21 protein-coding genes are annotated in these 22,053 nt (G+C 72.7%); 14 read left to right on the top strand and 7 right to left on the bottom strand.

Annotated elements, in window-relative coordinates; genetic code table 11:
- Window positions 1–30 precede the first annotated feature (30 nt).
- The 6 genes from BFV98_RS16895 (at window position 31) to BFV98_RS16870 (ending at window position 6,995) form a co-directional block, all read left to right on the top strand.
- Window positions 31–609 carry a TetR/AcrR family transcriptional regulator gene (locus BFV98_RS16895; RefSeq protein ID WP_013283694.1) on the top strand — a complete coding sequence of 193 codons (579 nt, stop codon included), beginning with the start codon at window positions 31–33 and terminating at the stop codon, window positions 607–609.
- A gap of 27 nt (window positions 610–636) precedes the next feature.
- Window positions 637–1,326 (top strand): TIGR03089 family protein, encoded by a 690-nt coding sequence (locus BFV98_RS16890; RefSeq protein ID WP_030274397.1) that lies wholly within the window; start codon window positions 637–639, stop codon window positions 1,324–1,326.
- Window positions 1,327–1,718: 392 nt separating this feature from the next.
- A complete protein-coding gene (locus BFV98_RS16885) occupies window positions 1,719–2,576 on the top strand; it encodes a GNAT family N-acetyltransferase (protein ID WP_030274936.1) in 858 nt (285 codons plus the stop codon).
- Entirely contained in the window at window positions 2,569–2,892 is a 324-nt protein-coding gene (locus BFV98_RS16880; RefSeq protein ID WP_030274934.1) for a hypothetical protein, read from the top strand. Before BFV98_RS16885 ends, BFV98_RS16880 begins: the two co-directional genes overlap by 8 nt.
- 92 nt (window positions 2,893–2,984) lie before the next feature.
- A complete protein-coding gene (locus BFV98_RS16875) occupies window positions 2,985–3,938 on the top strand; it encodes a zinc metalloprotease (RefSeq protein ID WP_071097020.1) in 954 nt (317 codons plus the stop codon).
- Window positions 3,939–4,088: 150 nt separating this feature from the next.
- Window positions 4,089–6,995 carry a hypothetical protein gene (locus BFV98_RS16870; protein ID WP_013283699.1) on the top strand — a complete coding sequence of 969 codons (2,907 nt, stop codon included), beginning with the start codon at window positions 4,089–4,091 and terminating at the stop codon, window positions 6,993–6,995.
- 47 nt (window positions 6,996–7,042) lie between these two features.
- Here the strand turns inward: BFV98_RS16870 and BFV98_RS16865 are convergent, their stop codons facing one another.
- A complete protein-coding gene (locus BFV98_RS16865) occupies window positions 7,043–8,722 on the bottom strand; it encodes a DNA repair helicase XPB (RefSeq protein ID WP_047892553.1) in 1,680 nt (559 codons plus the stop codon).
- A gap of 216 nt (window positions 8,723–8,938) precedes the next feature.
- Between BFV98_RS16865 and BFV98_RS16860 the strand changes: the two genes are divergently transcribed.
- Window positions 8,939–9,814: a L,D-transpeptidase gene (locus BFV98_RS16860; RefSeq protein ID WP_071097018.1), complete on the top strand. Its 876-nt coding sequence runs from the start codon at window positions 8,939–8,941 to the stop codon at window positions 9,812–9,814.
- A 121-nt stretch (window positions 9,815–9,935) separates the two neighbouring features.
- Window positions 9,936–10,172 (top strand): hypothetical protein, encoded by a 237-nt coding sequence (locus BFV98_RS16855; RefSeq protein WP_013283702.1) that lies wholly within the window; start codon window positions 9,936–9,938, stop codon window positions 10,170–10,172.
- Between the two features lies 1 nt (window position 10,173).
- Here BFV98_RS16855 and BFV98_RS16850 read toward each other — a convergent pair whose 3' ends face one another.
- Entirely contained in the window at window positions 10,174–12,636 is a 2,463-nt protein-coding gene (locus tag BFV98_RS16850) for a helicase-associated domain-containing protein (RefSeq protein ID WP_013283703.1), read from the bottom strand.
- 37 nt (window positions 12,637–12,673) lie between these two features.
- Between BFV98_RS16850 and BFV98_RS16845 the strand changes: the two genes are divergently transcribed.
- On the top strand, window positions 12,674–13,297 hold the full coding sequence (locus tag BFV98_RS16845) for an HAD family hydrolase (RefSeq protein ID WP_013283704.1): 624 nt from the start codon (window positions 12,674–12,676) through the stop codon (window positions 13,295–13,297).
- Between the two features lie 28 nt (window positions 13,298–13,325).
- On the top strand, window positions 13,326–13,712 hold the full coding sequence (locus BFV98_RS16840; RefSeq protein ID WP_026267952.1) for a cold-shock protein: 387 nt from the start codon (window positions 13,326–13,328) through the stop codon (window positions 13,710–13,712).
- On the opposite strand, the gene BFV98_RS16835 is transcribed toward BFV98_RS16840, so the two are convergent.
- Entirely contained in the window at window positions 13,673–14,503 is an 831-nt protein-coding gene (locus BFV98_RS16835; protein WP_013283706.1) for a 1,4-dihydroxy-6-naphthoate synthase, read from the bottom strand. The two genes, BFV98_RS16840 and BFV98_RS16835, sit on opposite strands and share 40 nt — an antisense overlap.
- A 34-nt stretch (window positions 14,504–14,537) precedes the next feature.
- Window positions 14,538–15,248 carry a TetR/AcrR family transcriptional regulator gene (locus BFV98_RS16830; RefSeq protein WP_013283707.1) on the bottom strand — a complete coding sequence of 237 codons (711 nt, stop codon included), beginning with the start codon at window positions 15,246–15,248 and terminating at the stop codon, window positions 14,538–14,540.
- A gap of 117 nt (window positions 15,249–15,365) precedes the next feature.
- Here BFV98_RS16830 and BFV98_RS16825 point away from each other — a divergent pair, with 117 nt between their 5' ends.
- Complete coding sequence (locus tag BFV98_RS16825; RefSeq protein WP_071097017.1) at window positions 15,366–16,349, top strand: NAD(P)-dependent alcohol dehydrogenase; 984 nt, start codon at window positions 15,366–15,368, stop codon at window positions 16,347–16,349.
- Window positions 16,350–16,404: 55 nt separating this feature from the next.
- On the opposite strand, the gene BFV98_RS16820 is transcribed toward BFV98_RS16825, so the two are convergent.
- Together BFV98_RS16820 and BFV98_RS16815 are read right to left on the bottom strand one after the other, a co-directional pair.
- The gene (locus BFV98_RS16820; RefSeq protein WP_071097015.1) at window positions 16,405–17,118 is read right to left on the bottom strand and encodes a futalosine hydrolase; all 714 of its coding nucleotides are present in this window, start codon (window positions 17,116–17,118) and stop codon (window positions 16,405–16,407) included.
- Window positions 17,115–18,731, bottom strand: a complete 1,617-nt coding sequence (locus BFV98_RS16815) for an MFS transporter (RefSeq protein ID WP_013283710.1) — start codon at window positions 18,729–18,731, stop codon at window positions 17,115–17,117. The genes BFV98_RS16820 and BFV98_RS16815 overlap by 4 nt, the downstream gene beginning before the upstream one ends.
- An 87-nt stretch (window positions 18,732–18,818) precedes the next feature.
- Here BFV98_RS16815 and BFV98_RS16810 point away from each other — a divergent pair, with 87 nt between their 5' ends.
- A complete protein-coding gene (locus tag BFV98_RS16810; protein ID WP_013283711.1) occupies window positions 18,819–19,658 on the top strand; it encodes a DUF3027 domain-containing protein in 840 nt (279 codons plus the stop codon).
- A 4-nt stretch (window positions 19,659–19,662) separates the two neighbouring features.
- Here the strand turns inward: BFV98_RS16810 and BFV98_RS16805 are convergent, their stop codons facing one another.
- Window positions 19,663–19,926 carry a DUF2530 domain-containing protein gene (locus BFV98_RS16805; RefSeq protein WP_013283712.1) on the bottom strand — a complete coding sequence of 88 codons (264 nt, stop codon included), beginning with the start codon at window positions 19,924–19,926 and terminating at the stop codon, window positions 19,663–19,665.
- A gap of 92 nt (window positions 19,927–20,018) precedes the next feature.
- On the opposite strand from BFV98_RS16805, the gene BFV98_RS16800 reads away from it, so the two are divergent.
- Window positions 20,019–21,500 carry an NCS2 family permease gene (locus tag BFV98_RS16800; protein ID WP_013283713.1) on the top strand — a complete coding sequence of 494 codons (1,482 nt, stop codon included), beginning with the start codon at window positions 20,019–20,021 and terminating at the stop codon, window positions 21,498–21,500.
- A gap of 61 nt (window positions 21,501–21,561) precedes the next feature.
- Window positions 21,562–22,011, top strand: coding sequence for a MarR family winged helix-turn-helix transcriptional regulator (locus tag BFV98_RS16795; protein WP_030274920.1), 450 nt, complete (start codon window positions 21,562–21,564; stop codon window positions 22,009–22,011).
- The last annotated feature ends 42 nt before the right edge of the window (window positions 22,012–22,053 follow it).

Raw genomic sequence — 22,053 nt, 5'->3', positions numbered from 1 at the left:
AGATTGGCTAGCGGTGCTAGAGTGCCGGTCATGTCGATTCAGGCGCGCCGGGAGCGGGAGCGGGCGGACCGCGAACGGGCGATCATCACCGCCGCCCGGGACCTCGCCGAGTCGGAGGGCTGGGACGCGGTCACCACCCGCCGCCTCGCCGCCGAGATCGAGTACAGCCAGCCCGTCCTCTACAGCCACTTCAAGGGCAAGGACGCCATCATGGCGGCCGTCGCTCTGGAGGGCTGCGCCGAACTGGCAGTCGAACTCGCCGCCGCCCGGGCCGCCGCCACCGACCCGCGGGCCGCGGTGGCCGCCATCGCCACGGCGTACGCCGCGTTCGCCGAACGCCGGCCCGCGCTCTACGACGCGATCTTCACCCTCCCCGTCGCCCTCTCCTTCGCCAGCCAGGACACACCCGTCGAGCTGGTCCGGGCCTTCGCCGAACTGGCCGAGACGCTGCGCCCGTTCACCGGCGACGACGACCTGGAGACGTTCACCGAGACGTTCTGGAGCGCGCTGCACGGCCAGGTCACGCTGATGCGCGGCGGCCGTCTGCGGCGGGACGAACACGAGCGGCGGTTGGCCCTCCTGGTCGACCGGTTCGCCCGGCTAGGGTGAGCTGACCGCCAGGGAGGAGTACATCCGATGGCCACCCGCGCACCCGCCGCCGTCGCGACCGACGAGCCACTGCTGACCTACTGCAACGACGCCACCGGCGAGCGAACCGAGCTGACCGGGCCGCAGTTGGGCCGGTGGGCGGCCCGTAGTGCCGGGCTGCTGCGCGACGGGTGCGGGCTGCGCCCCGGTGACCGGGTGGCGGTGCTGCTGCCGCCGCACTGGCGTACCGCGGCGGTGCTGATCGGTGCCTGGTCGATCGGGCTGACCGTGTCGTTCCGTCCCCGCGCGCTGGCCGGGCTGCCGGTGCTCGAACCCGGCGCGGACCGGCCCTACGACGCGGTGTTCGTGACCCCGGAACGCCTCGACGACTGGCTGGAGGACGTGCCCGAGGGGACGCACCGCTACCTGGTGGGCACCGGGCCGGGCCCGCTCGACGAGGTGCCGCCGGGCTGGCTGGACTGGTCGGCCGAGGTGCTGCGGCACCCGACCGACCCGCCGGACTACACCGCCGTCGACCCGTCCGACCCGGCCACGCCGGACGGCACCAGCTTCGGCGCGTGGCGGCGTCTGGCCGCCGAGATCGCCACCCAGATGAACCTGCACCAAGGTGATCGCCTCGTGATCGACCCGACCGAGGACGAGCAGCCCCTGAAGTGGCTGCTGGCCCCCCTGTCGGCAGGCGCCACGGTCCTGATCCACGCCACCCCCACCCCCTAGCCCCGCCCTCCCCGCCCTCCCCGCCCGCGCCGCGCCTACCGCCCTCGCTCTCGTCGATCTTGCGGTTTCGGCCCTCCTGATGCCCGGGTTGCGACTTTTGTCAGGGCAGCAACTGCATGATCAACGGGGTGGTGGGGGCGGCTTCCGTCGATCTTGGAGCTGTGGCGCCCAGATGGTCGGATTAGCGGTATTCGTGAGGTGCCACAACTCCAAGATCGCGGAGGGTGCTTCCGAGATCTCGGCCGATCCCGGTCCGTGGGGCGTCTGTCTCAAGGTGGGTGGCCCGGAGGGTCGGGGTGGGTGGGGAAAGTGGTTGACCTCGGGGGGAGGGGTGGGGCCTACTGCGTCGGGGTGCTGGACCGTGGGGGTCGGGCGGGGTGGCGGGAGCGGGCGTGGACGGGACGGATGCGTTGGTCTGGCGGGAGTTCGGCGAGGACGACCTGCCCGCGTTGACCGGCCTGGCGCAGGCGTGCCTCGCCACTGACGGCGGGTTGCCGCTGTTCGGGCGTACCCCGTTGGTGCGGGTGCGGCTGCTCCAGACGCGTACCCACGGCGTCTGGTCCGGCGACGACCTGGTCGCGGCCGTCGGGGTCGGCACCGGACGGACGCCCGCCACCGCCACCGGCCTCGTGCACCCGGCGTGGCGCGGGCGCGGGCTCGGCGGCGCGCTGCTGGACCGGGCGGAGAAGCAGGCGGGCGATGCGGGCCTGCTGGTCACCACGGAGACGTGGACCGCTGGCGCGGAGGAGTTGTTCGCGGCGCGTGGCTACACGCGGACGTTCCTGGAGTGGGTGCTGCGGCACGACCTCGACGCGCTGCCCGAGGTCGCCGCGCCGGACGGCGTGACTGTGGAGCCTGCGACGCTGGGACCGGAGTTGTTCGCCACCTACCGCGCGTCGTTCGCCGACCGGCCCGGATTCGTCGAGCCGGAGGCCGCCGAGTGGCTGGGCGACCTGCGTGACGACGAGGACTTCCGCCCGGAGCTGACGCTGCTCGCACGCGGCCCGGACGGTGCGCCGGCCGGCTTCGTCACCGTGCTCGACAACTGGATCGACCAGGTCGGCGTGGTGCCCGGGTGGCGCGGGCGGCGGGTCGGCGCGTACCTGGTGGCGCGCGTGCTGCGCGGCCTCGCCGACGCGGGCGCGGACGCCGCGTGGCTCTGCGTCAACGACGACAACCCGGCCGCCGGGCTGTACCGGCGGCTCGGCTTCCGCGACTTCGGCCGCCGCGCCCGCTATCTGCATGGCTGACCCGACGCGGGAGGCGGTTCTGCGGGCCCTCGCCGACCTGTGGGCGAACGGCTGCCCGGTGCCCGCGCCCGAACTCCACGAACGGCTCGCCGACGTCGGTCTGCGCCGGTGGCGCAGCGTCGCCCGCCGGCACCGGGGGCGGCGGCTCGGCCCGGACGACCGGCTCAGAGATCTGGTACGCGGACTGGTCGCCGCGTTCGAGCCGGACCCCAAGCTGGTCGGGCCGCTGGTGCGTGACTACGAGTGCGTGGCGCGCGCCATCGCCGGCGCCGTGACATCGACCGAGCCGCCGGGGGCTGTTGCGGACGCCCGGTGACGTGGTCTCATGGCGGAACGACGACGTCATCGATCCGCAGCTTTGACAACCCCGCGTCGGTACTCCTTTCATGCCTCTCGAAAGGTGCAACGATGCACAGGAAACCGACGATCCACTTGGCAGTGCTCGTCGCTGCCGCCGCCACCTTCCTGACCGCCGGAGGAGCCTCCGCCACGACCGCACCCGTGGCCGCCTCTCCCGCGGTCGCCGAGTGCGACCCGGGCGCCGACACGCACAGCGCCGCCCGGGTACGCGAGGGCGCCACCGTCAAGGAGCCCGAGCTCTACTCGACGAACGAGGCCAAGGCGTACGGCGTCATCAAGGACTCGCCGCGCCTGGCGAACGGCAGCGTCACAGTGCCGACGATCTTCCACATGATCTCGGACCACGAGCTGAGCGCGGCCGAGAAGGCCCGTTGGAACACGCTCATCTTGGCGCAGATGACTGTGCTGAACGACTCGTTCGCGGGTCGTACCGCGGCCGACGCGTCGGACACGCCGTTCCGCTTCTCGCTCGTGGACACCACGTGGACCGTCAACAGCTCCTGGTACACGGTGGTGCCGGGCAAGAGCGAGCGGGACATGAAGAAGGCGCTCTACACCGGCGACTCCCGCACGCTGAACGTCTACGCGGCGAACATCGGTGACGGGCTGCTCGGCTGGGCGTACTTCCCGAAGGGCTACAACAACGGCCGCGACTACATCGACGGCGTGGTGATGCTCGACGAGTCGATGCCGGGCGGCACGGCCGGCAAGTACGCGCTCGGTGACACGCTCACGCACGAGGTCGGGCACTGGCTGATGCTGGAGCACACGTTCGCGCACGGCTGCTCCGCGTCCGGCGACTTCGTGGCCGACACCCCGCGTGAGGCGGCGCCGCAGTTCAACTGCCCGATCGGGGCGGACACCTGCACCGCGCCGGGCCTCGACCCGATCCACAACTTCATGGACTACACGCAGGATTCCTGCATGAACATGTTCACCCCGGGCCAGGCCGACCGGATGAGCGACGCCTGGGTCGCGTTCCGCGCCGGCGGACGAGGCTGACCGCGAGACCGGGCGGGCCGTGACGACGCGGTCCGCCCGGTCGACCGGAGCCCACCCGAATCGGCGTACTCAGATGTCGTCCCTTCTCGATACCCTCATGCGACTCGACGGCGATGCACGCCGTTGTCCAACGGGGGGAGGGGCATCGTCGTGCGCGCACGAAGAATGCTCGCCGCGTCACTGGGCATTGTGCTCGGTGCCGGCCTGATCAGTGTCGACACCGCTCCGGCGCAGGCCTACGAGCACCGGACCACCGGCAAGTCCGGCTGGGCCTACACGGATTCGCAACAGCCGAGGAAGTCGTTCGTCAACACGGACGGGGACGCGCCGGTCGGCGCCTGGACGGACGCGACCGGCACGAAGCACAAGTCCCGGTCCTACTTCACCTTCGACATCTCGCGTTTCCGCGGGACCGTCGTCCACAAGGCGGACCTGGTCGTCGCGGAGCGCTCCGCGGCGGACTGCGCGACCGCCCAGCCGGTCGAGCTGTGGCGTACCGACCCGATCACCGCGACCACGAGCTGGGCGTCGAGCCCGCGTCGTCGTGAGCTGCTCGGCACGGTGCAGGCCGGCGGGGAGGCGGCCTGCCCCGGCTATCTGGCGTGGGACATCATGCCCGCCCTCCAGAAGCTCGCGGATCAGGGCAAGCAGACGCTCACCGTCGAGATCCGGGTGCCGCACGGCTCCGAGGGCAAGCTCTCCCACGGCCGCAAGCTCCGCCCGTTCCCGGTGATCAACAGCGAGGCGAACCACGCGCCGACGGTCGGGCAGATCGGGATCGACTTCCCGGCCTGGGCCTGCGGGACCAAGACCGAGCCGCAGCCGGTGGGGCCGCGCAACCACGGCCTGATGGTCAAGGGCGCGGACGCGGACAGCAACGACGCCAACTACCGGGGGCAGTTCGCGGCATGGCCGGTCGGCCACGAGGACCAGCGCGCCGAGCAGTTCGGCTACAGCTACGGCGGCGCCCTCTCGAAGCTCGACTGGGACATGTCGCAGTACCCGCACGGGACCGTGGTGGCCTGGACCGCCCGCGCCTACGACGATCACGACTTCTCGCCGTGGGCCGAGCCGTGCTACGTCAAGGTGGACGCGCAGCGACCCGCCGCCCCCGTGGTGACCTCGGAGAAGTACCCGAACGACGGCCTGCCGCACGGCGGGGCGGGAGTGCCGGGGACGTTCACGTTCAAGGCCAACGGCTCGCCGGACGTGGTCGGCTACTACTGGGGGCGCTTCGGCGACGCGTACAACTACATCCCCGCGCCCGCGCCCGGTGCGGACGTGACCCTCGAATACACCCCGACCTCGTTCTCCGACTCGCTGAGCGTGCGCAGTGTGGACAGCGCGTCGAACTCGTCCGAGACGGTCCGCTACGAGTTCTGGGTGAAGTCGACCGCGCCGGAGGTGCAGGTGACGATGGCCGGCATCGGGCTGCCCAGCAAGCTGGCCGTGTCGACGAATGTGGAGGGGGTCACCGAGTTCGGCTACCGGATCGGTGCCGGCGGTGAGACCAGGGTGCCGGTGAACCCCGACGGCCCGACCGAGATCCCGGTGACGTTCGCCGAGGCGGGCCTCGTCAAGGTCGAGGTACGCAGCTACGTCGGCAGCGAGTTCGTCGGCGGGTACACCGAGAACGTGTCGGTCCGCGACCTGCCGACCGTGGAGTCGGCCGACTTCTCCTTCCCCGAGCACGACGGCGTGGTGGACCGTCCCGGCAGCTTCACGTTCCGGCCCGGCCGGACCGCTGTCGTGGCGTACGAGTACTCGTTCGGTGACGGCAATCTGCTGCGCGTCGACGCGGCCGCGGACGGCACCGCGGTGCTGCACTGGACGCCCACCGAGCCGGGCTGGTACGCGCTGACCGTGCGGAGCGTCAGCGCCGACGGCACGGTCTCGGAGACGCAGGAGCACCAGTTCAACGTCATCGACACCAAGCCGTCCGTCTACTCCAGCACCTACTACGAGTACGGCGCCTGGGGCGGTGTCGGCATGCCGGGTGAGTTCCAGTTCGACACCGTGATGCCCGACGTCGACGCCTACGTCTACCGCCTCAACGACGGGCCCGAGCAGGTCGTGGACACGGATTCCAGCTGGACCCGGGTGATGCTCACGCCGGACCGCTCCGGCAGCAACACGCTGACGGTGCGTACCCGGTTCCTGGACGGCTCCTTCTCGCCGACGCGGACGTACACCTTCGAGGTCAGCGACGCGCCTGTGGTGACGTCGAGCGACTACCCGGAGAACGACTCGGCGGGTCAGCCCGGCCAGACCGGCCGGTTCACCTTCAACCCCGGCCGTCCCGGCGTGACGGAGTACCGCTACGTCCTGGAGTACAGCGGCGAGGAGCAGGTGGTTGCCGCCGGCGCGGACGGCCGGGCGACCATCGAGATCACGCCGACGCACTCCGGCTACACGCTGCTGACGGTCACCAGCCGGACGGCCGACGGCACGGTCAGCCCGGAGCGCCGGTACTACTTCCGGGTCCGTGAGCCGCGGGTCAACGTCAGCAGCGCGTACGACGAGTACAGCCCGCGTGGCGGGGTCGGGTCGGTCGGCACGTTCGGGGTGTACACCGAGATCAGCGAGGTGACGACCTTCGAGTACCAGCTCAACGGCGGCGCCTGGCAGAGCGTGCCGAAGAAGCCTGATGCGTTTGTCACGGACATCACTGTGACGATGGACCGCAACGGCGCGAACCTCATCTCGGTGCGGGGCCGTACCGCCTCGGGCGACCAGACGCCGCAGACCGACTACCCGTTCCTGGTCGGCACGGCGCCGCTCGTCGCGTCGGGCACCTACCCGGCCGGTCAGTGGTCCGGCGGTGTGGGGGTGGCCGGTGAGTTCACCTTCACGCAGGGCAGCCCGGGTGTGACCGAGTTCGAGTACACGGTCGACGACGGGCAGCCGGTGACAGTGGCCGCGAACGCCGCCGGAGTCGCCACGGCGACCTTCACCCCGACCTCGGCCGGCTCGTACACCATGCGGGTGCGCGGCCGGACCGCCGACGGGGTGTGGACCGACACGACGAGCTACTACTTCCTGGTCAACTACTCCTGACCCGGTCGTGACGGTGGGCCGCCCGGAAGGGGCGGCCCACCGGTCGCTCAGTCGACTGTGGGCAGCGACGGTCCGAGCACGTCGTCGGCGTCCACGATGGTGTACGCGTACCCCTGCTCGGCCAGGAACCGCTGCCGGTGCGCGGCGTACTCGGTGTCGATGGTGTCCCGGGAGACCACCGTGTAGAAGTGCGCCTGCCGGCCGTCGGCCTTCGGGCGCAGCACCCGGCCGAGCCGTTGCGCCTCCTCCTGCCGGGAGCCGAACGTGCCGGACACCTGGATCGCCACCGCCGCCTCCGGCAGGTCGATGGAGAAGTTCCCGACCTTGGAGATGACCAGGGTGCGGATCTCGCCGGAGCGGAACGCGTCGAACAGCCGCTCGCGCTCCTTGTTCGTGGTGGAGCCCTGCACGATCGGCGCGTCCAGGTATTCGCCGAGCTGGTGCAGCTGGTCGAGGAACCCACCGATGACGAGGACCTGCTCGGACGGGTGCCGGTCCACCAGGGCCCGCACCACGGGCAGCTTCGTGCGGGCGGTCGCCGCCATCCGGTAGCGCTCCTCGGCCTCCGCCGTCGCGTACGCCAGCCGCTCGGCGTCGGTGAGCGTCACCCGTACCTCGGTGCACTCCGCCGGGGCGATCCAGCCCTGCTGCTCGATGTCCTTCCACGGCGCGTCGTACCGCTTCGGGCCGATAAGGCTGAACACGTCGCCCTCGCGGCCGTCCTCGCGTACCAGAGTCGCGGTGAGGCCGAGCCGGCGACGGGCCTGGAGGTCCGCCGTGAAGCGGAAGATCGGCGCGGGCAGCAGGTGCACCTCGTCGTAGACGACCAGGCCCCAGTCGCGGGCGCCGAACAGGTCCAGGTGGGTGAACGCGCCGCCGCGCCGTGAGGTGAGCACCTGGTACGTGGCGATGGTGACCGGGCGGATCTCCTTGCGCTCGCCCGAGTACTCGCCGATCTCCTCCTCGGTCAGCGACGTGCGGGCGATCAGCTCCCGCTTCCACTGCCGTCCCGCCACCGTGTTGGTGACCAGGATCAGCGTGGTCGCCTTCGCCTCGGCCATCGCCGCCGCGCCGACGAGCGTCTTGCCGGCGCCGCAGGGCAGCACCACCACGCCGGACCCGCCGGCCCAGAACGCCTCGACCGCCTCGCGCTGGTACGACCGCAGCGTCCACGGCTTGCCGCCGTCGGAGCCGGACTCGGCCAGCTCGATCGGGTGCGCCTCGCCGTCCACGTACCCGGCCAGGTCCTCGGCCGGCCAGCCCAGCTTGAGCAGCGCCTGCTTGAGCCGCCCCCGCTCGGACGGGTGCACCGCGACGGTGTCGTCGTCGAGCTTCGCGCCGAGCATGCCGGCGAGCTTCTTGCTCTTGGCGACCTCGATCAGCACCACCCGGTCGAGCGCGCGCAGCACCAGGCCGTGCACCGGGTCGTTGGCGAGCTGGAGCCGGCCGTACCGGTCCATCGTCTCGGCCACGTCGACGAGCAGTCCGTGCGGCACCGGGTAGCGCGAATACTTGATCAGCGAGTCGACCACGCCCTCGGCGTCGTGGCCGGCGGCCCGGGCGTTCCACAGGCCAAGCGGCGTGAGCCGGTAGGTGTGCACGTGCTCGGGGGAACGTTCCAGCTCGGCGAACGGCGCGATCGCCATCCGGCACGCCTGCGCGTCGGGGTGATCCACCTCCAGCAGCAGCGTCTTGTCCGACTGCACGATCAGTGGTCCACCGCTCACGCCAGCGTCCTCTCGCATCGCCCGGAACCCGCTGCCCGGAAACTCGTCGCCCGGAACCCGGTCGCCCGGCATCCCGTCCGCACCCCGGCTGACCTGCCGCAGGCCGACCATCCAGTGTTGCACGCCGGAGGGCGCCGCAAAAAAGTCTCGCTGGACAGGCAACGTCATACTCGTCCCACACGTCTAGCAAGCGGGACAACTGTCCAGGGAGGGCCCATGCAGCGTGTCCGGTTTCTCGCCCGGGTCACCGCCCTGGCGGTGGTCGTGCTGGTCGGTGTCGGCGCCTGTGCGCTCGATCCGCAGGCGGAAGGCGCCGGGGGGAGCACCCCCGGCCCGGTCGGGCTGACGGAGGGAGCATCGGGGGCGAGCGCGTCGCCCACGCCGGATCAGCCGGTCACGTCCCCGTCGGCGCAGCCGAGCCGGACGGCCTCGCCGAAACCCTCCCGGTCGCCGGAGGCGACGAAGACGACGAAGCCCAAGCCGAAGCCGAGCGCGTCCGCCGGGTGCCCGCAGGGGGAGCACCAGCAGGCCGTGGAGACGTACCTGACCAGGCTGGGCGGCTTCGGGACGCTGACCGTGGACGGCGAGCAGTCCGCCGCCGACTGCGCGGCGATCAAGAAGTTCCAGATCCGGTACGGGATCAGCCCGTCCTCCGGTCGCGCCGGCCCCACCACGTACGACGTGGCGAAGCGGCTCGCCGCCACCGACACCGCGCGGTGCAGGGCCGGTTCCCGGCTCACCTTCTGCGTCGACCTGACCCGGCAGACGGTCTGGGCGATGCGCGGCGGCACTGTGGTGATGGGCCCGACAGTCACCCGCACCGGCATGTCCGGCTACGCCACCCCGGCCGGCACGTACTCGGTGGGCCGGAAGAACCCGCGCGAGTGGTCCAACCCGTACGAGGTGTGGCTGCCGTACTGGCAGCAGTTCAACGGCGGGATCGGCTTCCACGAGACCACCACCTACCTGCACAACGGCGCGATCGGCTCGCACGGCTGCGTCAACCTGCTGCACCGTGACGCGGTACGCCTGTGGGAGCTGGGCTCGGTCGGCACCCGCGTGGTCGTGATCGGCCGCCGCCCCGGCACCTGAGCCCCGGAACCCGTCCCACCCGTGACCGGACCGCCCGGATCAGGGTTTTAACCCCTGTCCGCGCGGTCCGGTTGGTGTAACCCTGGAAGCCGGGTCCATGCCGGGACGGGGAGGGACTGCCATGACCGTTGACCAGGACGTGCTTCCCGAGGACGAACGGACGCGGCAGCAGGAGGTGCCCACGGCGGTCGTGCTCGCCTACGCGGCCGCCGCGGCGGGGGTGTTCGGCTGGTTCCTGTTCGGGCTGCTGGTGCAGCAGCAGGGCTTCGTCGACTCGGTGGGCGAGTCGGCCGGTGCCGCGTTCGCGTTGCTGCTGGCCGTGTCGGTGATCGGCACGCTGCGCCGCAACGGGGAGTAGCTCACTCCTCCAGCACCGCCGCAGTGATCCGGTGCAGCGCGAACGTGTGCAGCATCTCCGTCCGGTCGTCCTCGGCGCGCAGGTAGCCGGCGCCGATCGACACCGGCCGGACCAGCCGGGACGCGGTCGCCCCGTGCGCGTCGACGTAGCCGACCCAGACCAGCGCCTTGTCCCGTACCGCCTGCTGGAGCACCGCCAGCGCGTCGCCGTGCCCGGACACGGGCGCGGGACCGCCGGCCGCCGGGGCGCCGCGGACCACCGCCGGGGCCCGCCGCGCCGCCCGGGCCGCCGCCTCGCCCCGGCGGATCTGCTCCACCACGCCGAGCAGGCGGGGCATCGGCAGCTTCGGCGTGGCGAGCGGGTCGACCGCACGGCCGATCGCGGTACGCGCCGGCGCCCGCCGGGTCTTCGGCCGCGCCAGCACAGTCGCTCCGCTGGCGTCCTCCGGCACCGGGGCGTACCCGGCGTCGCGCAGCGCGGTGAGCATCCGGTTGACCTGGTACGGGGTGACCAGCACCGTGGGCGCGAGCCGGCGGAACGCCAGCGGCTCCAGTCGCCGGTCCGCCTGCACCTCGCTGAGCAGCGTCTCGTCGTCGCTGCGCACGTACGCGCCGGCCGACCCGACGCGCAGCCCGCCGTGCTTGCGGGCCGCGTCGTCGACCAGATAGGTCAGGCCCTGCGGCACCGGGGTACGCGAGCGGCGGCGGAACAGCGCGTGCAGGTCGTCGGCGGTGTAGCCGGCGTCGAGCGCCCGCCTGATGCTCGCCGTGGTGACCCGGTGCACGCTGGCTCCGCCCGCCGACTCGTGCTCGGCCACCACGTCCAGTTCGGCGGCGAGCGCCGGGTCGGGCGGGCCGGGCACCACCACTGTCAGGTCGGCCTGCACCAGCACGTGGTCGACCGGGGCGGGCAGCAGCCCGTCCAGCGCCCGTACTGTCGTCGACGCGTCGCCCGACTCGGCGTCGGAGCGCAGCCCGAGCGGGTCGTCACCGCGCTCGTCGGCCTCGGTCAGCTCGGCGAGCAGCAGCCGCCCGTACGAGGTGAGCGCATTGAGCCCGGTCACGCCCAGCGTGGCGGCCTCGGCGAGCACCTCCCGGTGCGCCGTCTCCCGCCCCCGGGCCCGCCGCGGCGCGCGCCAGTCCAGCAGTTCCAGCACCTCGTCGGTGGTCGGGGCGGTGCCGGGTGGCAGGTCGGCCAGCACGGCGAGCACCGCACGCCGGGCGGCCGGCGCCCCTGCTCGTTCCGCCTCGGCGGAGAGCACCGAGATGGGCCGGTCCCGGTCGTCGCGCTGCCCGATCAGGCCGGCCTGGCGGGGCATCGACATCCAGGCGCGGGCGAGCTGCTCCCAGCGCTGGGCCAGCGACACCGCGCGCCACACCTCGTATCCGCCGGTGGGCAGGATCTGCTGGTCGCCGCCGTACCGGGTGGTGGCCGCGCCGGTCAGCTCCATCTCGCCGGTCAGTCCGGCCGCGTACGCCACCTCGAACAGCAGCGCGGTGGTCGGCTCGTCCAGCCCGAGGCCACGGGCGAGCCGCCGCAGGTCCCGTACGCCGACGCCGCCGGAGCGCAGGACCGGTGCCGGTTCGGCGGTCAGCGCCTCCAGCATCGCCTCGGTGTGCCGGACCACCTCCATGGTCTGCCCGGCGCCGGCCGAGTCGACGGACTTCACCTCGCGCGGCGGGCCGGACACCACCGGCGGGCTGGTGCGCAGCGGGCCGAGCGGACCGGCGTCGCGGCGCAGCACCAGCCCCACCTCGCGGGGCAGCTCGACGGTGCCGTTGCGGCCGCCGGACATCCGGACCAGGAGCCGGTGCTCGACCAGCCAGCGGATCGGCGAGCCGGTCGGCGCGCCGCCGTTCACCAGGTCGGGCGGGAGCACGTCCTCGGCGCCGGTGGCGGGGGCCTCCAGCGCGCCGGGGGCCACGGTCCCGACCGGCGGCCCGGCGGCGAGCCGGTCCAGGACCGCGCGGGCCGAGGGCGGCGCGGACAGCAGCGTCCGCCGCAGTCTCGCCGGGTCCGCGCAGAGCGCCGCCGCGCGCGGGTCCAGCTCCGCCGCCGGCCGGCCCAGCCCCGCCGGGTACGGGGACACCTCGTCGATGCCGCCGGCCACGCACAGGTCGTGCTCGGGGCCGTACAGCAGGAACCGGGCCCGGAGCCGGTCGACGGCGGCGCGGACCGCTGTCGGGGCGGGCGGCTGCGGCCCGGCGGTGGCCATGGCGAGGATCTGGTCGGTGGAGGTGGCGCCCTCGGGACCGCGGGTGAGCCGGGCGGCGTCGAGGATCTGGAGGGTGAACTGGTCCAGCCCGTCGAGCGCCCGGGCCACGGAGACCCGGGACTGGGCGCGCAGGGCGAGGGCGGACACGTCGGCCGGCACCGGCACGACGAGGTCCGGCCGCAGCTGGAGCAGGGCGGCAAGCGACTCGTCGGGGAGGGCCCGCAGGTGGTCGGCGAGTGAGGTGGTCATCGTCGTACCACGCTAGCCCGCTGGGTAGGTTCTCGGCATGTCTCCGCTGATGGTCGGCTTCGACCTCGACATGACCCTGGTCGACTCCCGGCCCGGGATCGCCGCCGCGTTCCGGGCGCTCACCGCGCGCACGGGCGTGCACGTGGACGGGGAACTGGCCGTCTCCCGGCTGGGCCCGCCGCTGCGTACCGAGCTGGCGCACTGGTTCCCGCCGGAGCGCGTCGAGGAGGCGGTGACGCTCTACCGGGAGCTGTATCCGGCGTACGCGATCACGCCGACCGTGCCGATGCCGGGTGCGGAGGCCGCGCTGCGCGCGGTGCAGGCGCGCGGCGGGCGGACGATGGTGGTGACCGCGAAGATGGGCCGGCTGGCGAAGCTGCACCTGGACCACCTCGGGCTACCGGTGGACGAGCTGGCCGGGGACGTGTTCGCCGAGCAGAAGGCGGTCGCGTTGCGCGAGCACGGCGCGACGCTCTACGTGGGCGACCACGTGGCCGACATGGCCGCCGCGCGAGCCGCGGGAATCCCGGGCGTGGCAGTGGCGACCGGCCCGTGCTCGGCCGACGAACTGACCGAGGCCGGGGCGTACCTGGTGCTTGATGATCTCGTCGAATTCCCGAGGGCGCTGGACCGGATCATCGGGCTAGCCTTGGAGGGGTAGACGGTTCGAGTGGAGCGGGGTTCAACAGGTGCCGACGGGTCGAGTGAAGTGGTACGACGCCGCCAAGGGGTACGGGTTCGTCACCAGTGACGAGGGTGGCGACGTGTTCCTGCCGAAGGGCGCGCTACCGGCGGGTGTCGCCGACCTGAAGGGTGGCCAGCGGGTCGATTTCAGCGTGGTCGACAGCCGGCGGGGCGCCCAGGCGATGGGGGTCAAGCTGCTGGAGGCGCCGCCGTCCGTGGCGGAGCTGCGCCGCCGGCCGGCCGAGGAACTCCACGGCCTGGTCGAAGACATGATCAAGGTGCTGGAGGCGAAGGTCCAGCCGGACCTGCGCCGGGGTCGCTTCCCGGATCGGAAGACCGCGCAGAAGATCGCTCAGCTGGTCCACGCGGTGGCGCGCGAGCTGGAGGTCTGAGGGACGAGCCCGGCGTCGGCGGCCCGGCCCAGCAGCGCCTCCACGGCGGCGAAGCCGGCCTCTCCCAGGTCGGCGGTGAACTCGTTGACGTAGAGGCCGATGTGCCGGTCCACCACGTCGGGCTCCATCTCCTGAGCGTGCGTAAGGACGTACTCGCGGCTGGCCTCCGGGTCGGCCCACGCCTGGCGTACCGACTCGCGGATCCATGCGGCGGCGTCGACCGGGTCGACGGCGCCCCGGCGGGCCAGGATCGCGCCGAGCGGGATCGGCAGCCCGGTGTCGCCCTCCCACCACTCGCCCAGGTCGACCAGGGCGGTCAGCCCGTGCCGCGGGTAGGTGAAGCGCGCCTCGTGGATGACCAGGCCCGCGTCGTACCGGCCGGCGGCCACGCCCGGCATGATCTCGTGGAACGGCACCACCTCGATCCGCGCCGGTGCCTGGTCGGCCGCCCAGAGGCGGAACAGCAGGTACGCGGTGGTCCGCTCGCCGGGCACCGCCACCGTCGCGCCGGACAGGTCGGTCCGGTCGCCACGGGTCAGCACCAGCGGCCCGCAGCCCCGGCCGAGCGCGCCGCCGCAGGGCAGCAGGTGGTAGTCGTCGAGCAGCCAGGGCAGCGCCGCGTAGCTGACCTTCACCAGGTCGAACGCGCCCCGCTCGGCGGCGGTGTTCGTGACGTCGACGTCCGCGTAGGTCACCTCGACCGCCGGCGCGCCCGGCACCCGGCCGTGCACCAGGGCGTCGAAGACGAACGTGTCGTTGGGGCAGGGGGAGATCGCCAGGGAGAGCGCCACGGTCCCACCGTAACCCCGGCGGCCGGGCGGCCCGTCACCCCGTCCGGTGTGACGTCCAGCCGTTCCGGTGCAGCCGCTCGATGCCGTCGAGCAGCAGGTCCAGCGCGAATTCGAACTCGAACTGGTCGTCGCAGCCCGGGCCGACCACCGAGTCGTCGTCGTGGGACGCGGCGGTGGCGATGGCCGCGAGGTGCGGGAACCGGGCGGCCGCCTCCGGCGGCAGGTCCGCCGGCGGGTCGGCGCTCGTCGCGCCGGACCGGCCCGCCTGCCGGGAGGTGTCGAACAGCTCCTGGCTGAAGCCCAGCACGCGGCTGCCCAGCGCGTGCATGACGTGGTGGGCCAGGTCAGTGGAGAACCCGCCCGCCCGCAGCGCGCCCACTGTCGAGTCGAGGTACGCGAGGACGGCCGGCGTGGGCGTGGTCCGGGACTCGATCGCCAGCGACGCCCACGGGTGGCGGAGCAGCATCTGCCGCGCCGACAGGATGCGCCGGCGGATCGACTGCTTCCAGTCGCCGGCCGCCGGCGGGTCGATCTCCGCGACGACGATGTCGATCATGCCGTCGAGCAGTTCGTCCTTGTTCGCCACGTGCTTGTAGAGGGCCATCGGCACGACGCCCAGGTCCTGCGCGAGGTTGCGCATGCTCAGCGACTCGATGCCGGTCCGGTCGGCGAGCACGACTGCGGTACGCAGGACGCGATCCCTGGTCAGGGGTGTCCGGCGCACCGTCTCCGTCTGCTCCGCCATGTCGTCCCCAGTCCTCCCGGTGGCCGTTGACACAGTAACCGTCTTGACTGGTGTACGGCGTACACCTAGCCTTGTCCCATGATGGTGTACGCCGTACACCTGGGAGGGAGTGGCGACATGAAGGCGATCGTCCAGGAGCGGTACGGCCCCCCGGAGACACTCGTGCTCGCCGACGTCGAGACGCCCGCGCCCGGCCCCGGCGACGTCCTCGTCCGGGTCGAGGCCGCCGCGTTGAACGCGTACGACTGGCACGTCATGCGCGGCGACCCCCGGCTGTCGCGGCTGGCGCTCGGCCTCGCGCGGCCCCGCGCCCGCATCCGTGGCCGGGACTTCGCCGGCCGGGTCGAGGCCGTCGGCGCCCAGGTGCGGCAGGTACGCCCCGGCGACACCGTCTTCGGTGACCTCGGCGAGGCCGACGGCGCGTTCGCCGAGTACGTGTGCGTGCCCGAGCACCTGGTCGCGCCGCGGCCGGCGAACCTGACGGCGGCGCAGGCGGCAGCACTGCCGCTGGCGGGGGTCACCGCGCTCCAGGGCCTGCGCGACGCCGGGCAGGTCCGGCCCGGCCACCGCGTCCTGATCAACGGGGCCTCCGGCGGCGTCGGCACGCTCGCCGTCCAGTTGGCGAAGGCACTCGGCGCGACTGTGACAGGCGTGTGCCGCACCCGCAACGTCGAGCTGGTCCGTTCCCTGGGCGCCGACCACGTGGTCGACTACACCCGCGACGACTTCACCCGCGACGGGCGCCGCCACGACGTGGTGTTCGACCTGGTCGGCAACCGCCCCCTGACCGCGTTGCGGCGGGCGCTCACGCCGGACGGGACGCTCGTGCTCTCCGGTGGCGGCGTCTACCGGGGCGGCAGCCTGCTCGGCCCGATCGGGCTGCTGGCGCGCGGACGGCTGCTCGCGCCGGTCGTCAGGCAGCGCGTCGTCGTCCTCGCCACGTCACCCGGCCGGGCCCACCTCGACGTGCTGCGCGAGCACGCCGAGGCGGGCCGGCTCACGCCTGTGGTCGACCGGACGCATCCGCTGCGCGAGGTGCCCGAGGCCGTCCGCTACCTCGAAACCGAGCACGCGCGAGCCAAGGTCGTCATCACGATCTGAGCCCGCCGTCCCCAGCCCGGCGACTTATCCACAGGGTTGTCCACAGGTGGATGGATCACTGAAGGGCGGCCGCCGCGGCGGTGAGCGCGGCGAACGCCTCCCGCATCCGCCACGCGCTCCGGTCACGCGGTCCGATCGGGTTGGAGACGGTGCGCAGCTCGGCGAAGGGCACACCGGCCTGGGCGGCGGCGACCGCCACGCCGTACCCCTCCATCGCCTCGGCCACCGCGTCCGGGTGCCGTTCGGCGAGGGCCGCCGTGCTCGCGGCGGTGCCGGTCACCGTGCTGACGGTGAGCACGGTGCCGACGGTGGCTGCGGGCAGCGCGGCGCGCAGACGGGCCAGCAGGCCCGGATCGGCGAGCACGATCCGGCCGCCGCCGAGTAGTTCGGGAGGCATGCCCAGGTCCTCGACCGGGATGAACCCGGCCGGTGACTCGGCACCGAGGTCGGCGGCGACGCTGCGGTCGGCGAGCACAGTGCCGCCCACCGCGACCCGGCCGACGAACCCTCCGGCGATGCCGGCGCTGACCACCGCCCGGTACGGCCGCCCGGCCGCCTCGGCCAGCGCCAGCACCCGTGCCGTGGCGGCCCCGGCGACGGCCGGGCCGACCCCGACCGGCAGCACCGTCACGTCCGGCGGTGCAGTCCCGTCCGACGATGCAGTCCCGTCCGGCGATGCAGTCCCGTTCGGCGCTGCCGGTGCGGTGAGGCCGGCACGGATCGCCTCGGCCTCGGCCGGTACGGCCGTGACCACGAGCAGACCGGTCACGCCACCGGCCCCCGGGGGTCGCGCCGCTCGGTGTCCTCGACGCCGCCCGGCCCGCCCACGGAGGAGGACGGCCGGTAGATGTGGAAGCCGGGCGGGGCCAGCCCGTCGTCGTCCGGCGGCGGGCCGGAACGCTGGGGCGCCGGTGACGTGGGCGCCGGGTCGTCGAACGAGGTGGTGGCCGGTTTCTCGGCGCGGGTCGCCTGCTCCGCCGCCAGTTCCTCGTCGCCGAGCGGCCGGCCGGCCAGATGCTCACCGCGCAGCTTGCCGGCGACCAGCACGCCGCGTACGGCCACCAGCGCGGCCACCGCGGCGGCGACGGTCACCCCGATCAGGCCGGTGAACGGCACCAGCCCGAGCCCGCCCCCGGCCACGAACGCCAGCATCAGCGCGGTCTCCGAGTGCGCGAACGAGCTGGCGCGCAGCCGCTCCGGGATGCGTTCCTGGATCGAGGCGTCCACCGCCAGCTTGGCGATCCCGCTCATCATCGCCGCGACCAGGCACAGCAGCGCCACCATCGGCAGCGAGAACTTCAGCGCGGCGAGCACCGCCACACCGGCCACCACGATCGTGCCGCTGGACTGGAGCGCTGTCGGCCGGTGGATGCGCAGACGGGTGCCGAGCGCGGTGGCCAGGAACGTGCCGACCGCCAGCGCGCCGCCGACCAGGCCCAGCGCGCCCTGGGCGCCGAGGTCGCGACCGAAGAAGTCGGTGGTCAGGTCACCGGCCTTGATCGCGAAGGCCAGGAACAGCAGCAGGAAGCCGTAGAGCCCGCGTAGCGCCGCCGCGCCGATCAGCGTGGCGATCACCAGCCGGCCACTGGGGCGACCCCGGCCCAGCGGGCGCTCGCCGTCGCGGCGGCGCAGCGCGCGCAGCGGGTGCGGCATCCGCTCCGGCGGCTCGGAGTCGGCCTTCGGCGGCAGCCGGAGCGAGATCACCATGCCGATCAGGAAGATCACCGAGGCGACCCGCAGCGGCCACTGCGGCCCGAACCAGAACGCGGCCAGGCCGATCGGTGCGACGAGCGCGCCGGCCACAGTGCCGTAGACGCTCGCGCGCGCCCCGACCTGGGACAGCCCCAGCCCTTCCGGGAGCAGCCGGGGGACCGCCGCCGAGCGGGCCACCCCGTACGCCCGGGAGAGCGCGAGCACGCCGAACGCCGCCGGGTAGAGCCCGAAGCCGCCGATGTAGTCGGAGATCAACCAGGCCAGGAACGCCCGGCCCAGCATGGTGGTGGCCAACGCGTACCGCCGGCCGTGGCGGAAGTGGTCGAGCAGCGGGCCGACCACCGGGGCGAGCATGGCGAACGGGACCATGGTCACCAGCAGGTAGAGGGCCACCTTGTTGCGCGCCTCGCCCAGCGGCACGTCGAAGAAGATCGTCCCGGCCAGGCCGATCGCGATGAGCGTGTCACCGGCGCAGGAGAGCGCGTGCAGGTCGAACAGGCGGACCATGCCCACCTCGTTGCCGGCGCTGCGGGCCCGGGCGGTGCCGGCACGCCGGGTCATCCAGCGTCCGCCGTGCAGCGAGCCCCGCAGCAGCAGCCGGGTGGCGCGGATGCCGGTGCCGACGGTCCGCCCGAGAAAGGAGCGGCCGGAGCGGGAGGACAGCGCCATGCGTCCCATCCTCGCCCATCCGCTCCGCGTGTGCCGCATCACCCGGAGAGAATGACTCCGGGGAGTGCCTGTCGCCCGTGGACGGGCATGGGGAACAATGGTCAGGTGACCAGGCCCGCCTCCGCCCGCGCTCCCCGGCTCGACCAGGTCTGCGCCGCCGCCGTCGAGGTGGCCCGCGACGCGATCACCGAGGTGGAGCCCACCGACATCGGCGATCATCTCCAGGCGGTCGCCGAGGGCGACCGGGTCGTCACCCACTACTTCGAATGCCGGATGGCCGGTTACCGCGGCTGGCGCTGGGCCGTCACTGTGACCCGGGTGCCGCGCAGCCGGCACGTCACCATCTGCGAGACGGTGCTGCTGCCCGGCCCGGACGCGCTTCTCGCTCCGGGCTGGCTGCCCTGGCAGGAGCGGCTCAAGCCGGGCGACCTGGGTCCGGGCGACCTGCTGCCCACCCCGGCCGACGACGAGCGGCTCGCCCCCGGCTACCTGCTCTCCGACGACCCCGCAGTGGAGGAGACCGCCTGGGAGCTGGGCCTGGGCCGGGCCCGGGTGCTGTCCCGGGAGGGCCGCGCCGAGGCCGCCCAGCGGTGGTACGACGGGGACCACGGCCCGGACGCCGCGATCTCGGCCGCCGCGCCGGCCGCCGCACGCTGCGGCACCTGCGGTTTCTACCTGCCGCTCGCCGGTTCGCTGCGCCTGGCGTTCGGTGCCTGCGGCAATTTCTACGCCCCTGACGACGGCCGGGTGGTGAGCGCCGACCACGGTTGCGGCGCGCACTCGGAGACGATGATCGAAGCGGCCGAGACGTCCGTGGACGAGCTGCCCACCGTCTACGACGACAGCGCGGTCGAGGCCATGACCGTCAGCCGGGCCCCGGGCTCGGTGGAGGCGGCCGAACCGGCGGAGCCGTACGGCCACCCCTGACGGGTCAGCGCGCTCGCTGCGCTTCGGCAGCGCGTCGGCGACGCCGGTTGGCGTCGTGCCGCATCATCACCGCCAAGCCGGGAAAGCCCCACAGGAAACCGGCCAGACAGGTCCAGAGCCAGTTCTGACGCCCGGATTCGGTGAGCCAGTCCCGGAAGAAGATCAGCAGCACCAGGCCGGCCACCGCCCAGGCGATCAGCCCGGCGACGGCGAACGGCACCATCGGCGGGTCGAGCGGCTCCGGCCGCGGCTGTTGCTCCTGTGACACCGGCCCAGCCTACGTGATCGTTCTTCCCTGCCTGCCAGGTGATCTGGGACGATGCGCGCGACAAAACCCGGCCGATGACCAGATGAGGAACCATGTCCATTGCCCCGCCGCCGGATCACGGCACACCGCCCGATCCCGCGCATCCACGAAACGCCTTCGACCGCTTCTTCCTGATCTCGGCGCGCGGGTCGACGCTGAGCCGGGAGTTGCGAGGCGGCTTCGCCACGTTCTTCACGATGGCGTACATCGTGGTGTTGAACCCGCTGATCCTGGGCAGCGGTAAGGACGGCGACGGCCGTTCGCTGGCCATCCCGGCGCTCGCCGCGGCGACCGCGCTGGTCGCCGGCCTGATGACCATCCTGATGGGCGTGGTGGCCCGGTTCCCGATCGCGCTCGCGGCCGGTCTGGGCGTGAACGCGCTCGTCGCCTATGAGATCGCGCCCCAGATGACCTGGGCGGATGCGATGGGCCTGGTGGTCATCGAGGGTGTGCTGATCGGCATCCTGGTGCTCACCGGACTGCGTACCGCGGTGTTCCGCTCGGTGCCCACGCAGCTCAAGACCGCGATCGGCGTCGGCATCGGTCTGTTCCTGACCATCATCGGCCTGGTCGACGCCGGTTTCGTCAGGCGCGTGCCGGACGCCGCGAACTCCACGGTGCCGGTCGGGCTGGGCATCAACGGCAAGATCGTCAGCTGGCCGATGCTCGTCTTCGTGGTCGGCCTGCTGATCACGCTGGTCCTGGTGGTACGCCGGGTCCGCGGCGCGATCCTGATCGGCATCCTGGCCTCCACCGTGCTGGCCATCGTGGTCGAGGCGATCGCCAACGTCGGCCCGTCCTTCGTCGACGGCAAGCCGAACCCGAAGGGCTGGGCGCTGAACGTGCCCGAGCTGCCCAAACAGATCGTGGACCTGCCCGACCTGTCGCTGCTGGGCCAGTTCAACGTGCTGAACTCGTGGAGCCGGGTCGGCTGGCTGGTGCCGCTGATGTTCATCTTCACGCTGCTGATCACGGACTTCTTCGACACCATGGGCACGATGGTCGCGATCGGCCAGGAAGGGGACATGCTCGACGAGACGGGCACCCCGCCGAAGGCCAAGGAGATCCTGCTGGTCGACTCGATCGCCGCCGCCGCGGGTGGCGCGGCCTCGGTGTCCAGCAACACGTCGTACATCGAGAGCGCCGCAGGCGTTGCGGAGGGTGCGCGGACCGGCGTGGCCAACCTGGTCACCGGCGCGTTGTTCCTGCTCGCCATGTTCCTGGCACCGCTGTCGCTGATCGTGCCGTTCGAGGCCGCGTCGACGGCGCTGGTGGTGGTCGGCTTCCTGATGATGACGGCGGTCCGCACGATCGACTGGACCGACTACGAGATCGCCATCCCGGCGTTCCTCACCATCGCGCTGATGCCGTTCACCTATTCGATCTCGAACGGCATCGGGGCCGGTGTGATCAGCTTCGTACTGCTGAAGGTGGCGAAGGGTAAGGCCCGGGAGGTCCACCCGCTCCTGTACGGGGTCGCCGTGCTGTTCATCGTGTACTTCCTGCGCGGGCCGGTCGAGTCCGTGCTGCTCTGACGCTGGTGAGCCTGGTCATAACGCATGTCGTTAGCCAGGCTCATTAGTTAGGCTAACTAGTGTGACGGAGCGGACGGTGACGGCGAAACGCGTGCCACCGGCGCAGCTGGCTCCTCAGCTGCGAGATGCGATCACCCGGCTCAACCGGCGGGTACGACAAGCCCGGCCGGTCGGCGACCTCACGGTCACCCAGCTGTCGGCGCTCACCAGCCTCAACCTGGCGGGCGCCCTCACGCCACGGGAACTGGCTGATGTCGAACGGGTGCAGCCGCCCACGATGACGAAGATCGTCGCGAAGTTGGAGGAGCGCGGCCTCGTGCAGCGCACCCCCCATCCGACCGACGGACGGCAGGTCATCCTGGCGGCGACCGAAGGGGGAAGGGCCGTACTCGACCAGTTCGAGCGGGCCCGCAACGAGTGGCTGGCCACCCGGCTGGCCGCGCTGACCGAGGACGAACGCGAGACGCTACGGCGAGCAGCGGACATCCTCCAGGGCATCGCTCGCGCCTGACACCGCCGCCCGCGGTTCGCTTCGTCAGCTGTGGATGAAGCG

Source organism: Micromonospora sp. WMMB235 (assembly GCF_001855515.1).
In the GTDB taxonomy this organism is placed as follows: Bacteria; Actinomycetota; Actinomycetes; order Mycobacteriales; family Micromonosporaceae; genus Micromonospora; species Micromonospora aurantiaca.
The sequence above is the reverse complement of the archived record's forward strand: the minus strand, read 5'-3'. Positions and strand labels throughout refer to the sequence as shown.

Excerpts from the sequence above, each read along its gene's own strand:
- BFV98_RS16815 (WP_013283710.1), bottom strand. The coding sequence starts at position 18,731 with ATGGCGCTGTCCTCCCGCTCCGGCCGCTCCTTTCTCGGGCGGACCGTC.
- BFV98_RS16850 (WP_013283703.1), bottom strand. The coding sequence starts at position 12,636 with ATGACCACCTCACTCGCCGACCACCTGCGGGCCCTCCCCGACGAGTCG.
- BFV98_RS16830 (WP_013283707.1), bottom strand. The coding sequence starts at position 15,248 with ATGGCGGAGCAGACGGAGACGGTGCGCCGGACACCCCTGACCAGGGAT.
- BFV98_RS16880 (WP_030274934.1), top strand. The coding sequence starts at position 2,569 with ATGGCTGACCCGACGCGGGAGGCGGTTCTGCGGGCCCTCGCCGACCTG.
- BFV98_RS16800 (WP_013283713.1), top strand. The coding sequence starts at position 20,019 with ATGTCCATTGCCCCGCCGCCGGATCACGGCACACCGCCCGATCCCGCG.
- BFV98_RS16895 (WP_013283694.1), top strand. The coding sequence starts at position 31 with ATGTCGATTCAGGCGCGCCGGGAGCGGGAGCGGGCGGACCGCGAACGG.
- BFV98_RS16875 (WP_071097020.1), top strand. The coding sequence starts at position 2,985 with ATGCACAGGAAACCGACGATCCACTTGGCAGTGCTCGTCGCTGCCGCC.
- BFV98_RS16890 (WP_030274397.1), top strand. The coding sequence starts at position 637 with ATGGCCACCCGCGCACCCGCCGCCGTCGCGACCGACGAGCCACTGCTG.
- BFV98_RS16860 (WP_071097018.1), top strand. The coding sequence starts at position 8,939 with ATGCAGCGTGTCCGGTTTCTCGCCCGGGTCACCGCCCTGGCGGTGGTC.
- BFV98_RS16845 (WP_013283704.1), top strand. The coding sequence starts at position 12,674 with ATGTCTCCGCTGATGGTCGGCTTCGACCTCGACATGACCCTGGTCGAC.
- BFV98_RS16855 (WP_013283702.1), top strand. The coding sequence starts at position 9,936 with ATGACCGTTGACCAGGACGTGCTTCCCGAGGACGAACGGACGCGGCAG.
- BFV98_RS16810 (WP_013283711.1), top strand. The coding sequence starts at position 18,819 with ATGGGGAACAATGGTCAGGTGACCAGGCCCGCCTCCGCCCGCGCTCCC.
- BFV98_RS16825 (WP_071097017.1), top strand. The coding sequence starts at position 15,366 with ATGAAGGCGATCGTCCAGGAGCGGTACGGCCCCCCGGAGACACTCGTG.